Raw genomic sequence first — 13,034 nt, forward strand, 5'->3', positions numbered from 1 at the left:
CTATACGTCCCCCCATGTCCCGGCGCGGTTTCGCGCCCCCGGTGCCGACCGGCCCGCGCCACAATGAATTCATCCAGTCGCCCAAGGTCCGCGTGATCGACCATGAGGGCGAGAATCTCGGCGTGATGTACACGCGCGAAGCGATGGAGCAGGCGCAGGCGCTGGGTCTCGACCTGGTCGAGGTGTCGCCGAACGCCGATCCGCCCGTCGCCAAGTTCCTCGACGTCGGCAAGTACAAGTACGAGGCGCAGAAGAAGGCGAACCTCGCCCGCAAGACCCAGAAGACGCAGGAGATCAAGGAGATCAAGATGCGTCCGAACATCGACGATCATGATTATGAGACGAAGATGAAGGCGGTCCACAAGTTCATCGGCGAGGGCGACAAGGTCAAGATCACGCTGCGCTTCCGCGGTCGCGAACTCTCGCACGGCCAGCTCGGCATGCAGCTGCTGCAGCGCGTGCAGGCCGATTGCGCCGAGGATGCGAAGGTCGAGAGCTATCCGCGCATGGAAGGCCGCCAGATGCTGATGGTGCTGTCGCCCAAGTGAGGGCGGCGGCGCTTCTGTCCGCCACACTGCTGGCGTGCGGGGCGATCCCCGCGGCCGCGCAGGTGGTGCACAGCCCGCCGATCACCGCCGGGACGGACGAGCCGCTCGTCCGGCCGGCGGACGCGAAGCTGGTCTGGTCGGACGAGTTCGACACCGACGGCCTGCCCGATCCCAAGCGCTGGGCGTACGATACCAGCCGCAACAAGGAGGGCTGGTACAATGAGGAAAAGCAATATTACGCCGCCGCGCGGCTCGAGAATGTGCGGGTCGAGAATGGCCGCCTGATCATCACCGCGACGCAGGAGCGGTTGCAGGACAAGGCGGATTATGGCGGGCAGGACTATGCCTCGGGCAAGATCTTCACCAAGGGCATCGCCGACTGGCGCTACGGATTCTTCGAGATCCGCGCCAAGCTGCCGTGCGGGCGCGGCATCTGGCCCGCGATCTGGATGCTGGCGTCGGACGCCAGCAAGGGCTGGCCGGCGATGGGCGAGATCGACATCATGGAGCATGTCGGCTGGGACAATGGCCGCGTCCATGGCACGGTGCACACCGGCGCCTACAACCATGTCGCGCAGACCCAGAAGGGGTCGAACGTCGTGGTCCCCGATGTGTGCGAGGCGTTTCACACCTATCAGCTCGACTGGAACGCGGACCGCATCCTGATCGGGATCGACGGCCGCGCGCATATGCGGTTCGAAAACGACAAGAAGGGCGATGCGGCGACCTGGCCGTTCGGAACGCCCGAGTATCTGATCCTGAACGTCGCGGTCGGCGGCTGGGGCGGGCAGAAGGGGATCGACCCCAAGGCGTTCCCTGCCGCGATGGAGGTGGACTGGGTGCGGGTGTACCAGCGGAACTGAACCGGGATGGCCAAGCGCACGCGGACACCACAGTAAAAGAAGGCGCTAAGTCTCTCGCGCGATCGCCGGAATAGCTTTGGCAATAATTAGAAGGCAGTCCGCAAAGCGGTTCCATTGCGGAGGGCGCTGGAGAATCGACGCGTTCTTCGGAAGGATGACCGGACGCTTGTTCGCGGCCTTGCCGAAGATGACGCCGCGCTCGATCTGGCTGAACGCTCTGTGCGAACCCGCGTGCATCGGATTGGCGGCTGGCAAAAAGGTGCCGACGCACCACTCGGCACCGTAATCGAGCGGAGTTTGAAGCGCGCGTGAAACGGGTGGGCGTAAGGTTCGCGCGCGTTTCGATTACCGGAGTAGGGACTAGCCGGACCGGCGAATACGAACGCAGCGAAGACGTTTGTGGCGCGGTAGATGCTGAAACAAGTTCAGCATGACGGTGGTTTAGGGGCTGTCTGAGGCCTCCCCTGTCGCCCCAGGATTGATCTGCGGCTGGGCTATTCCTGCGGCGTTGAAGTGTAGAAGCCTTGGCCCGGCTCAAGGCCGGGCTGGCGATGGGGGTGTGTGCAATCCTCCCCCGCCAGGGGGAGGCGTCAGCGTAGCTGAAGGAGGGGGCGGAAGCGCGATGGTCGAGAGGACGCTTCCGTCCTCCCCCTCCGTCGCCTGCGGCGCCACCTCCCCCTGGCGGGGGAGGATATTAGTCTCCGCCGCCGCCGCCGTCTTCGCCCGAATCGCTATCGGTGCGATCGCGGTCGCTGGCGTCGCTGGCGCCGCCGTCACCGCCATCCTTCTTCGCTTTCGCCTGCTTCGCAGCGTTCAGCGAGATCCCCACGGCACCCAGCGAGGTTGCCGCTGCGCCCAGTGCGATCCACACGGCGCTCATGCGGGGGGCTCCCACAGTTCGATCGCATTGCCCTCGGGATCGTGGATGCGGGCGAATTTGCCGGTTTCGGGGGAGTCCCATTCGGGGTTGGTCAGCACCTCGATCCCCGCGGCATTGAGCTGCTCGAGCATGCCTTCGAGATCGCGGACGCGCAGGTTGATCATGAACTGCTTGTCGGCGGGGAAATAGTCGGTGGTCGCCTTGAACGGCGCGAAGACCATCGGACCGCCCGACGTCTGCCACATCCAGTCATTGGGCTCGCCGCCGCTATCCTCGGCGACGCATCCGCCGCCAATGCCGAGATGCTCGCGATACCATGCCGACAGCGCTTCTGGGTCCTGCGCCCGGAAGAACAGCCCGCCCATGCCGAGTACGCCCATCGTCGTCTCCCCCGTGTTGATCGGGGAGTGTAGGGCGCGGTTGCGGATGGCGAAAGGGGGGACAGCTATGCCTTCACCCCCGCCAGGTCACGCCGCGCTGGCGAATTCTCCCAGCCCGATCGCCGCGTCGAGCAGGCGGCGTTCGAGCGACTTCAACCGAAGCACGGCGCTGATCTTGTCGCCGGTCAGGTCGGTGACGTAGAAGGTGTCGACCGCGCGCTCGCCATAGGTGGCGACATGCGCGCTGTGGATCGTCACCTTCGACTGGAACAGCGCATAGGCGAGGTGGTGGAGCAGCGCCGGGCGGTCGCGCGCGTTCACCTCGATCACCGTGAAGCGGTTCGACGCCTTGTTGTCGATCAGCACATTGGGTTCGATCGTGAAGGCATCGGCGCGCAGGCGCGGAAGCGGCTTGGCGGCGAGCTTTTCGGTGAGCTTGGCGCGGTTCGCCAGCGCTTCGGCGATCGCGGTCTCGATGCGGCCGAGCTGGCCCGGATCGTCGAACGGGCGACCGATCGGGTCCTGGACCAAGAAGTTGTCGAGCGCCATTCCGTCGCGCGTGGTGTGGATGCGCGCGTCGATGATGTTGCCGCCGGCTGCATGGATCGCGCCGGCGATGCGGTAGAACAGCCCGGCATGGTCGGCGGCATAGACGGTGACGAGCGTCGCGCCGCGATCGGGATAGACGGTCGCCTCGACCGAAAGCTGGGCAGGGCCGACGCGCTCGACGAAGCGGGCGTTGCGTTCGATCACGTCCTCCGGCTCGGCCACCCAATAGGCGTCGGGAAGACGGCGGACGAAGTCGTCGGTTTCGCCATTGAGATTGCGCGACAGCGCGGCCTGTTTCGCGGCGATGCGCTCGCTGCGCCCCTTTTGCTTGTGGCCGAGGCGAAGCACTTCCTCGGCGCTGTCGAACAGGTTGGTGAGCAGCTGGCGCTTCCACCCGTTCCACACGCCCGGGCCGACCGCGCGGATATCGACCACGGTGAGCACGAGCAGCATCATCAGCCGCTGCGGCGATTGCACCACCGCGGTGAAATCGAGGATCGTCTTGAAGTCGCTGAGGTCGCGCTTGAACGCGGTCGCGGACATCAGCAGGTGATAGCGGACGAGCCACGACACCGTCTCGGTCTCTGCCGCGGTCAGGCCGAAGCGCGGGCCGAGCTTCATCGCGATCTCCGCGCCGATCACGCTGTGGTCGCCGCCGCGGCCCTTGGCGATATCGTGCAGCAGCACCGCGACATAGAGCGCGCGGCGCGAGGCGACCTGGTCGAAGATACCGGTGGAGAGCGGGTGATCCTCCTTGAGTTCGCCGCGTTCGATCCGGCTGAGGAGGCCGACCGCGCGGATCGTGTGCTCGTCCACCGTGAAGTGATGGTACATGTCGAACTGCATCTGCGCGACGACGCGGCCGAAATCGGGCACGAACTGGCCGAACACCCCGGCCTCGTTCATCCAGCGCAGCACGGTTTCGGGATCGCGCGGGGACGTCAGCACGTCCATGAACAGCGCGTTGGCGCGGCGGTCGTCGCGCCAGTCGGCGATCAGCTTGGCATCGCGATTGGCGGCACGCATCGCGAGCGGGTGGACCTCGAGCTTATGCAGGTCGGCGAGCTGGAACAACTCGATCAGCCGGACCGGGTCTTCGCGGAAGAAATCGTCGTTCGGGAGGGCGAGGCGGCCGCGATCGAGCACGAAGCCCTTGAGCTTGCGCGGGGAGCGGCGGATGCGGGGCAGGCCGAAGCGGCTGCCGCGCGCGGCGAACTTCTCGTCCAGATGCGCGAGGAAGACGCCGGTCAAGTCGCCGACCATCTTCGCCTGCAGGAAGTAGAAGTGCATGAAGCGCTCGACCTTCGACTTGCCCGGTCGGTCGGCGTAGCGCATGCGCTCGGCGATCTCGCGCTGATAGTCGAAGGTCAGGCGGTCCTCGCCGCGCCCGGCGAGATTGTGGAGGTGACAGCGCACCGCCCAGAGGAAATTCTCGGCGCGGCGGAACTGGCGATATTCGAGCTTGGTGAGCAGGCCCGCTTCGACCAGGTCGCCGGGTTCGCGCACGCCATGGGCGTATTTGCCGATCCAGAACAGCGTGTGCAGGTCGCGCAGCCCGCCCTTGCCTTCCTTGACATTGGGTTCGACGACATAGCGGCTGTCGCCCATCTTGCGGTGGCGCTCGTCGCGCTCGGCGAGCTTTTGCGCGATGAAGTCGCGCGCCGTGCCGCTCTGGATCTCCGCCTTGAAGCGGGCTGCGGCCTCGTCGTACAGGCTGGTGTCGCCCCAGATGTAGCGCGCCTCGAGCAGCGCGGTGCGGACGGTCACGTCGTTCCGCGCCTCTCGCACCATCTCGTCGAGCGAGCGCGAGCTGTGGCCGACCTTCAGCCCCATGTCCCACAGCGTGTAGAGCATCGATTCGATGACCTGCTCGCTCCACCCGGTCTGCTTCCACGGGGTGAGGAAGCCGATATCGACATCGCTGAACGGCGCCATCTCGCCCCGGCCATAGCCGCCGACGGCGATCAGCGTCATCCGCTCGGCGGCGGTCGGGTTGCTGTTGGGATAGAGGCGCGAGAGGGTGAAGTCCCACAGCGTGCGCAGCAGCTGGTCCATGAGGAACGCGCCGCTGGCCGCGCTTTCATGCCCCTTGGCGGGGTGTTCGATCAGGCGGCGGGCGATTTCGCCGCGGCCATCCTCCAGCGCCTGTTTGAGCCGCAGCGCGGCGGCCTGGCGCAGTCGCATCGTATCGGGCGCGTCGAGCGCGGCGAGATCGTCCGCCAGCGCCCGCCGGTCGACGATCGCACGGCGGTGGGGGATGGAGTCGAAGCGGCCGGACATGGGGGGGAGATAGGGGAAGGGCGGCGGGCGCGCTACCTCGTTCGTCATCCCGGTTTCGCCCCGGGATTCTCCCGCGGGAGCGGGGCAGGCGCACGACGTGCGGCGCAGTGGACCCCGGCACGAGGCCGGGGTGACCTATCTGATTCAGTCCGGCTTCTTCGCCACACCCACAAGTGCGGGGCGGAGGAGGCGGTCGCGGATCATGTAGCCGGACTGGATTTCCTGCACGATCGTGCCCGGTTCGGCATCGGCGCTGGGCACTTCCATCATCGCCTGATGGCGGTTGGGATCGAGGGATTCGCCCAGCGCGGTGATTTTCGAGATGCCGTGGCGGGCGAAGACGCTGTCGAGTTCGCGGCCGGTCGCCTCGAGGCCGGTGATGAGGCCCTTCATCTTGTCGTCCTCCCGCAACTCTTCGGGAATTGCCGACAGCGCGCGGCCGAGATTGTCCGCGACCGAGAGGATGTCGCGCGCAAAGCCGGTGGCGGCATAGTTGCGCGCGTCCTCCGCTTCCTTCTGCGCGCGGCGCAGCAGGTTCTGCGCCTCGGCACGGGCATAGAGCGTCGCCGATTTGGATTCGGCGAGTTCCGCTTCGAGCTCGGCGATACGGTCGTGCTCGGCGACTTCGGGTGCCTGCTCCGCAGTCTCCGAACGGAGATCTTCGGTCGCTTCGGTCTTGTTCTCTTCGGTCATGGTTCCTGCGTGTTTTCTGGTTGTTCAGGCCAGCAATCTGGCCAGGGTTGAAGCCGTGAAATCCACCATGGGCACGACGCGCGCATAGTTCAACCGCGTCGGTCCGATAACCCCCACCACGCCGACCACGCGACCGTCCATCGCGCGCACGGGCTTGGCGATCACCGACGAGCCGGACAGGGCGAACAGCTTGTTCTCCGACCCGATGAAGATGCGTGCGGCATCGGCTTCGCGTGCGCTGTCGAGCAGGCGGGCGATCTCTTCCTTGCCCTCGAGCTGGTCGAGCAGCTGGCCGACGCGTTCGAGATCGTCGGCAGCGGCGCTGTCGAGCAGGCGGGCCTGGCCGCGCACGATCAGCACCGGGCGGTCGTCGCCGTCGTGCGACCAGACCGCGAGACCGCGCTCGACCAGCGTGCGTGCGGCATCGTCGAGCGCGGCGCGCTCGCTGGCGATCTGGCGCCCGATCCGCGTACGCGCTTCGGACAGGGTGAGGCCGCCGAGCGCGGCGGTGAGATAGTTGGCCGCCTGTTCGAGCGCGGCGGCGGGCAGGCCGGGGGGCAGATCGACCACGCGGTTCTCGACCGAGCCGTCCTCGCCGACCAGCACCGCGAGCGCGCGATCGTTGCCGAGCGGCACGAAGCCGAACTGGCGCAGCACGCGCTCGGCCTTGGGCACCAGCACCATGCCGGCGCAGGCGGACAGGCCGGAGAGCGCGGCGGTGGTGCTGGCCAGCGCTTCCTCGACCGGGCCGCGCGTCGCGGCGCGCGATTCGATTGCGGCGCGCTCTTCCGCCGAGGGTTCGTTGGCCTGCATCATGCCATCGACGAACAGGCGCAGACCAAGCTCGGTCGGCATCCGCCCCGCGCTGGTATGCGGCGCGGCGAGCAGGCCGAGTTCCTCCAGATCCTGCATCACGTTGCGGATCGAAGCGGGGGAGAGGTTGAGGCCGGGCGCGCGCGAGATGGTGCGCGAGCCGACCGGCTGGCCGGCCTCGAGATAGGATTCGACGACGACGCGGAAGATGTCGCGGGCGCGGTCGGTCAGCTCGGTGATCGGCGGGGTGGTCACAGGCTCAAATGTAGCGTGTCGGTGCAGGCTCTCAAGGCCGCTCGCCGATCAGCGGGGCGAGGGCGGGGATGAGGTCGGGGGCGTTGCCGATCGCGTCGGCCATGGCGTGGTTGGCGTCCATGTCGCAGCCGAAATAATAATAGAGCTGGCTCTTGCCGCCTGGGCCGATCCAGGTGACTTCGGCGCTGGGCATGTCGGTCGCGGCGCGTTCGCAGCCCCTTTCGCCGTGCGAATAGCGGCGGCTGGTGCCGGGGGCGGGGCGATAGGGGGCGAGCGCGGCGGCGAAGGCGTCAAAGTCCGCGCGAGTGAGCTTGAACGATTTCGTGCCGCCGGTCTGGGTGAAGCGCTTGCCCTCGAAGCTGCCGTCGCCATTGGCTTGGACGGTGAAGGCATAGACCGGGCAGGCGCCGAAGCACGGGCCGGTGCTGTAGCTGATCTGCGTTGCCGAGGGTGTTGGAGGAGGTGCCTCCGGCGCGGGGGTGCGCGCACAGCCTGCCATTGCCAGCCCCAGTACCACGATCAGTCCAAGCCGTTTCATGCGATTTCTCCGACGGAGCGAAGCGCCAGACTGGCGCGTTGGTTCCCTTGCGTCTAGGTCCGCTGCGAAACGAACCTTGGAGACTATTCTATGCGCCCCAGCGGCCGCGCCCCCGACCAGATGCGTACGATCAGCATCGAGCCCAACTTCACCATCCATGCCGAGGGTTCGGTGCTGGTGAGCTTCGGCAATACCAAGGTGCTGGTGACCGCGAGCGTCGAGGAACGGCTCCCGCCATGGCTGCGCGGCAAGGGCGAGGGCTGGGTCACCGCCGAGTACGGCATGCTGCCGCGTGCGACGCACACCCGCGGCAATCGCGAGGCAGCGAAGGGGAAGCAGTCCGGGCGGACGCAGGAAATCCAGCGGCTGATCGGGCGCAGCTTGCGCGCGGTGACCGACCTCAAGCTGCTCGGCGAGCGGCAGATCACGCTCGATTGCGACGTGATCCAGGCCGATGGCGGCACGCGCACCGCGTCGATCAGCGGCGCGTGGGTCGCGCTGCGCCTCGCGGTCGACAAGCTGATCGCCGAGGGCAAGCTGACCAGCGACCCGATTCTGCAGCAGGTCGCGGCGGTGTCGTGCGGCATCTACCAGGGCACGCCCGTGCTCGACCTCGACTATGACGAGGATAGCGCGGCGGATGCCGATGCCAATTTCGTGCTGCTCGCCGACGGCAAGATCGCCGAGGCGCAGGCGACCGCCGAGGGCGCCTGCTATGACGAGGAAGGGCTGCTCCGCCTGCTGCGGCTTGCGCGGATCGGGTGCAACGACATCTTCGCGGCGCAGCTCAAGGCCGCCGGGCGATGAGCGGGGAGGGCAAGGAGCCGCAGGCGATCCGCAAGCTCGCGCCGGGCAAGCTGGTCATCGCCAGCCATAACGAGGGCAAGGTGCGCGAGATTCGCGAACTGCTCGCGCCCTATGGTGTCGAGCCCGTGAGCGCGGCGTCGCTCGACCTGCCCGAGCCGGAGGAGACGGGAACGACCTTCGTCGCCAATGCCGAGCTGAAGGCGATGCAGGCGGCGGACCTGTCCGGCCTGCCCGCGCTGGCCGACGACAGCGGGCTGTGCGTCGAGGCGCTGGGCAATGCGCCGGGTATCTTCTCGGCACGCTGGGGCCTGCCCGATCCGGGGATCGACGGGCTCGCGCCGGAGACGGGAGAGGGCCGCGATTTCGACAGGGCGATGGCGCGCGTCAACGCGAAGCTCGACGCGCTGCCCGAAGGCACGTCGCGCGCGGCGCATTTCGTGTGCGCGCTCGCGCTCGCCTGGCCCGACGGGCATGTCGAATGGTTCGAGGGGCGCGTCGACGGCACGCTGACCTGGCCACCGCGCGGCGACCAGGGGTTCGGATACGACCCGATGTTCGTGCCCGATGGCTATGACCTCAGCTTCGGCGAGATGGCACCCGACAAGAAGCATGCGATGAGCCATCGCGCGGACGCGTTCCGGCAGCTGGTCGCGGCGGTGTTCTGATTCTTCGACCGGCGTGAACCCTTTGGGATCGCACTGCGTTTTCAGGGCATGCTCAAAGTGATCAATCAAGCGGAGCACCCGCTTGCCCAACGGTTTCAGGCGTTCATCCGCGATCCCGAATTCCCCTGCGTGGGCGCCAAGTCGGCGCTGGCGAAGGAGCAGATGCGGTTCGTGGTGGGGCGCGACATCCGCTCGGCGTGGGACGATCTGCGCATCCTGCCCGGGTTGCTCGACCTCGCCCAATCCTATCGGGCCGAGCCGCAGCTGTTCCAGTCGTTCGTCGTGCTGTTCGAGGAAGAGGCGACGCTGAGCGAGGAAGAGTTCGAAGCGACCTTGTGGGCGCGCTTGCAGTCGCTGACCGACAAGGACGAATGGCTGGGGCAGCAGCCCGATCCGCGCGTCGGCGTGACGCCGGACGACCCGCATTTCTCGCTGAGCTTTGGCGGCGAGGGGTTCTTCGTCGTCGGACTGCATCCCGGCGCCAGCCGCCCGGCGCGCCGGTTCGAGCGGCCGGCGCTGGTGTTCAACCTGCACGACCAGTTCGAGCAATTGCGCGCGCAGGGCCGCTACGAGAAATTGCGCGAATCGATCATCGAGCGCGACGTTGCGCTGGCGGGCTTCGCCAATCCGATGCTGGCGCGACACGGGACGGTGTCGGAGGCGCGGCAATATAGCGGGCGCGCGGTCGGTGAAGACTGGGTGTGTCCGTTCAGCGGGCGGCGGAGGAGCGTGTCCGATGCGGCATAGGATCTCGCCGCGCAGCGGCACTGCCTTCACGCTGGACAAGGGACAGACGCTGACCGTGATCGATCCGACCGGCGAACAGGTCGCCGACCTGCTCGCGTTCAGGCGCGGCGACGTGCAGGAAGTGATCTCGTCGGGGCGCACGCTCGATTATGCGAGCCGCATCTACCTGACCACGGGCGACAAGCTTTATTCGAACCGCAGCAATGTGCTGCTGGAGATCATCGCCGACGATGTCGGGCGGCATGATTTCCTGCTGACGCCCTGTTCGAAGGATACGTTCCGGATCATCTATGGCGATACCGATCCGCACCGCGGCTGCTTCGGCAACCTTGCCGCCGCGCTCGCGCCCTATGGCGTGAACGAGGACATGATCCCGGTGGCGTTCAACTGCTTCATGAATGTGCCCGTGGACGGCGAAACGGGCGAGCTGCGCGTCGATCCGCCGCTGAGCAAGGCGGGCGACCGGGTGGTGTTTCGGGCGGAGGAGGATCTGGTGATCGGCCTGACTGCCTGTTCGGCGCTGCAGTCGAACAACGGATCGTTCAAGCCGATCGACTATCAGATCGACTGACGCTTTCGGACGCAGTCTGGCAGCGGCCGCGCGGCGCGGGTAGGGTTGGCGCATGGCCACCTTCGTCCACCTGACCAGCCATCGCAACCTGCCCGGCATCCGCCGCCGGGGGATCGCGCTCGTCAAGCAGGAGGGGTGGGTCCGTCGCGAAGTTTACGCGATGCCGGTGACGCGCGAGTTCAACATCGCGCACCAATGGCTGCGCGAACTGCGGCGCGGCAATGGCGGGACGATTGCGGGCGTCTATTTCCGTATTCCCGACGACGAGAGGGTGACCGTCTCCCATTATGGTGGGGCGGGGCGCGAGATGAGCGCCGCGCAGGCGGTGGCGCTGATGCTGGAGGCCGAGCGGCGCGATCCGGCGGCTGCGCGCGTGGCCGACAAGGCATCCAGAGCGGTGCAGCGCGGGGGGCGGCTGCCATCTTCACCGGAAGGCTATCAGGTGATGATTCCGCGTGCGATCCGGCCTTCGGAGATCCTGCGCTTCAAGATGCTGCCGCAGGTGACCGGCTGGCGCTACATGCCCGGCGCGAACGGCAAGGCGCCGTGCGGGTGCATCTGCTGCGAAAAGGGGAGTTGGGGCATCCGCAGGCTCGAACGGCGAGTCGAGGCCGATGAGGCGAAGGGGCGCCAGTCGAAGGTCGTCATGTTCGGGCGGGAAGACGCGTCCTATGCGCGGGTCGAGCGGCTCAAGGCGCGCAATCAGGGCAGCGCGACGCGGCCATAGACGTTACCGGCGGGTGCGTAGCGGCAGACCAGATAGTCGTCGCGGCGGTTGCTGGCGAGCGCGCAGCCGACGCGGGTGGTGGTCGACCAGACGATCTGCGAATAATGCCCGGCCTCGATGAACTTGCCGGTGCGGCTGATGTCGGGGATCGGGCGGTTGAGATAGTTGCGCCGTTCATCGACCCAATGCTGCGCCATCTCTTCGTAGCGATAGGCGCTGCGCGTGCCGGTCCACAGATTCTCGCCCTGCGCCTGCGGACCCACAGGCTGGCGCGAATGTTCGAACGCGCCGCGCCGGGCAAGATTGCGGGCATAGGCGGAGGCGTCGCGTGCAAGCGACGCGTCCCAGGCGAGCGGGGCCTGTCCGACCGCGTCGCGTGCAGCATTGTGCACGGTGAGCATCGCGTCGCGCAGCCGATCGGCACCGCGCGGGGCGGGACCGGCGAAGGGCTTGCGCTCGACATGGCGTTCGGGCGCCTCCTGTTGCTGCGGCGAACAGGCGGCGAGGATCAGGAGAGGGAGCAGCAACATCTTTCGGTACGCCTCGATCCGGCGCATAGCGCGGCGCAGATGAACGGTTCCCGACACTCTTCCGATCCGCTGGCGCTGTACGTGCACTGGCCGTTCTGCGTCTCCAAATGCCCCTATTGCGATTTCAACAGCCATGTCCGCGAGGTGGTGGATCAGGACGCGTGGCGCAAGGCGCTGCTCGCCGACCTGGCGCATGAGGCGGCGTTGCTGCCGGGGCGGCGGCTCGGGTCGATCTTCTTCGGGGGCGGGACCCCGTCGCTGATGCCGCCCGAGACGGTGGCGGCGGTGATCGACGCGGCGGTGGCGGCATGGACGCCGCTGGGCGATCTCGAGGTGACGCTGGAGGCCAATCCGTCCTCGGTCGAGGCGGCGCAGTTTGCCGATCTGGCGGCGGCGGGGGTCAATCGCGTGTCGCTGGGGCTGCAGGCGCTGGATGACAATGCGCTGGCGTTCCTGGGGCGCGCGCATGGCGTGGCCGAGGGGCTGGGGGCGCTGGAAACGGCGCAGCGGCATTTCGCGCGGGTGAGCTTCGACCTGATCTATGCGCGGCCGGGCCAGTCAGTGGCGGAGTGGGAGGCGGAACTGCGCCGCGCGCTGGGGTTCGGGACCGAGCATCTGTCGCTGTACCAGCTGACGATCGAGACGGGGACGCGCTTTGCGACGCTGGCGGCGAAGGGCGATCTGGTGATTCCCGATAGTGATGCCGCGGCGGATCTGTGGGACGTGACGCAGGCGCTGACCGGTGCGGCAGGGCTGCCGCTGTACGAGGTGTCGAACCATGCCCGGCCGGGGGCGGAGAGCCGGCATAACCTGAGCTACTGGCGCTATACCGACTATGCCGGGATCGGTCCCGGTGCGCATGGTCGGCGCACGGGCCATGCGACGGTGCGGCACAAGAAGCCGGAGAACTGGATCGGCGCGGTCGCGCGCAACGGCCATGGCGCGCAGGAGGAGACCGTTCTGACCCCGAACGAGCGCGCTGCCGAGGCGCTGGTGATGGGGCTAAGGCTGGCCGAGGGGGTCGATCTGGCGCGGATCGGCGCGGACTATGTCGACTCGGCTGCGGTGGCGCGGCTGGCGACGCACGGGCTGATCGAGCAGGTCGGAACCCGGCTGCGCGTTACCGCCGCCGGGATGCCGGTGCTCGAAGCGATCCTGCGCGAGGTGGTCGCGGACTAAAAAATCCTC

General features: G+C 67.4%; 16 protein-coding genes. 8 read left to right on the forward strand and 8 right to left on the reverse strand.

Going from position 1 to position 13,034, the window contains the following annotated elements; all coding sequences use genetic code 11:
• Positions 1-14 precede the first annotated feature (14 nt).
• A complete protein-coding gene (gene infC / locus ABS767_RS07495; protein WP_408077727.1) occupies positions 15-548 on the forward strand; it encodes a translation initiation factor IF-3 in 534 nt (177 codons plus the stop codon).
• Positions 545-1,411, forward strand: coding sequence for a glycoside hydrolase family 16 protein (locus ABS767_RS07500; protein ID WP_408077728.1), 867 nt, complete (start codon positions 545-547; stop codon positions 1,409-1,411). Before infC ends, ABS767_RS07500 begins: the two co-directional genes overlap by 4 nt.
• A gap of 45 nt (positions 1,412-1,456) precedes the next feature.
• On the opposite strand, the gene ABS767_RS07505 is transcribed toward ABS767_RS07500, so the two are convergent.
• The 7 genes from ABS767_RS07505 to ABS767_RS07535 form a co-directional block, all read right to left on the reverse strand.
• Entirely contained in the window at positions 1,457-1,648 is a 192-nt protein-coding gene (locus ABS767_RS07505; protein ID WP_408077729.1) for a hypothetical protein, read from the reverse strand.
• A 457-nt stretch (positions 1,649-2,105) separates the two neighbouring features.
• Positions 2,106-2,291, reverse strand: a complete 186-nt coding sequence (locus ABS767_RS07510; RefSeq protein ID WP_408077730.1) for a hypothetical protein — start codon at positions 2,289-2,291, stop codon at positions 2,106-2,108.
• Entirely contained in the window at positions 2,288-2,671 is a 384-nt protein-coding gene (locus tag ABS767_RS07515) for a VOC family protein (protein ID WP_408077731.1), read from the reverse strand. Before ABS767_RS07515 ends, ABS767_RS07510 begins: the two co-directional genes overlap by 4 nt.
• 87 nt (positions 2,672-2,758) lie before the next feature.
• Positions 2,759-5,500, reverse strand: coding sequence for a [protein-PII] uridylyltransferase (locus ABS767_RS07520; protein ID WP_408078667.1), 2,742 nt, complete (start codon positions 5,498-5,500; stop codon positions 2,759-2,761).
• Positions 5,501-5,644: 144 nt separating this feature from the next.
• Positions 5,645-6,193: a nucleotide exchange factor GrpE gene (gene grpE / locus ABS767_RS07525; protein ID WP_408077732.1), complete on the reverse strand. Its 549-nt coding sequence runs from the start codon at positions 6,191-6,193 to the stop codon at positions 5,645-5,647.
• A gap of 24 nt (positions 6,194-6,217) precedes the next feature.
• Positions 6,218-7,261 (reverse strand): heat-inducible transcriptional repressor HrcA, encoded by a 1,044-nt coding sequence (gene hrcA / locus ABS767_RS07530; protein ID WP_408077733.1) that lies wholly within the window; start codon positions 7,259-7,261, stop codon positions 6,218-6,220.
• Between the two features lie 31 nt (positions 7,262-7,292).
• The gene (locus ABS767_RS07535) at positions 7,293-7,799 is read right to left on the reverse strand and encodes a DUF6438 domain-containing protein (protein WP_408077734.1); all 507 of its coding nucleotides are present in this window, start codon (positions 7,797-7,799) and stop codon (positions 7,293-7,295) included.
• Between the two features lie 90 nt (positions 7,800-7,889).
• On the opposite strand from ABS767_RS07535, the gene rph reads away from it, so the two are divergent.
• Genes rph through ABS767_RS07560 form a run of 5 tightly spaced genes read left to right on the forward strand, consistent with a single transcriptional unit; the run spans position 7,890 to position 11,316 of the window.
• Complete coding sequence (gene rph / locus ABS767_RS07540) at positions 7,890-8,606, forward strand: ribonuclease PH (protein ID WP_408077735.1); 717 nt, start codon at positions 7,890-7,892, stop codon at positions 8,604-8,606.
• A complete protein-coding gene (gene rdgB / locus ABS767_RS07545) occupies positions 8,603-9,271 on the forward strand; it encodes an RdgB/HAM1 family non-canonical purine NTP pyrophosphatase (RefSeq protein ID WP_408077736.1) in 669 nt (222 codons plus the stop codon). The genes rph and rdgB overlap by 4 nt, the downstream gene beginning before the upstream one ends.
• A gap of 48 nt (positions 9,272-9,319) precedes the next feature.
• Positions 9,320-10,018, forward strand: a complete 699-nt coding sequence (gene gntA / locus ABS767_RS07550; protein ID WP_408077737.1) for a guanitoxin biosynthesis heme-dependent pre-guanitoxin N-hydroxylase GntA — start codon at positions 9,320-9,322, stop codon at positions 10,016-10,018.
• Positions 10,008-10,589 carry a DUF1989 domain-containing protein gene (locus tag ABS767_RS07555; RefSeq protein ID WP_408077738.1) on the forward strand — a complete coding sequence of 194 codons (582 nt, stop codon included), beginning with the start codon at positions 10,008-10,010 and terminating at the stop codon, positions 10,587-10,589. Before gntA ends, ABS767_RS07555 begins: the two co-directional genes overlap by 11 nt.
• Before the next feature lie 52 nt (positions 10,590-10,641).
• The gene (locus ABS767_RS07560) at positions 10,642-11,316 is read left to right on the forward strand and encodes a hypothetical protein (RefSeq protein ID WP_408077739.1); all 675 of its coding nucleotides are present in this window, start codon (positions 10,642-10,644) and stop codon (positions 11,314-11,316) included.
• Here the strand turns inward: ABS767_RS07560 and ABS767_RS07565 are convergent.
• Positions 11,292-11,846, reverse strand: coding sequence for a CAP domain-containing protein (locus ABS767_RS07565; protein WP_408077740.1), 555 nt, complete (start codon positions 11,844-11,846; stop codon positions 11,292-11,294). The two genes, ABS767_RS07560 and ABS767_RS07565, sit on opposite strands and share 25 nt — an antisense overlap.
• Positions 11,847-11,885: 39 nt before the next feature.
• On the opposite strand from ABS767_RS07565, the gene hemW reads away from it, so the two are divergent.
• Positions 11,886-13,025 carry a radical SAM family heme chaperone HemW gene (gene hemW, locus ABS767_RS07570; protein WP_408077741.1) on the forward strand — a complete coding sequence of 380 codons (1,140 nt, stop codon included), beginning with the start codon at positions 11,886-11,888 and terminating at the stop codon, positions 13,023-13,025.
• The last annotated feature ends 9 nt before the right edge of the window (positions 13,026-13,034 follow it).

This window comes from Sphingomonas plantiphila (assembly GCF_046000505.1).
GTDB lineage: Bacteria > Pseudomonadota > Alphaproteobacteria > Sphingomonadales > Sphingomonadaceae > Sphingomonas > Sphingomonas plantiphila.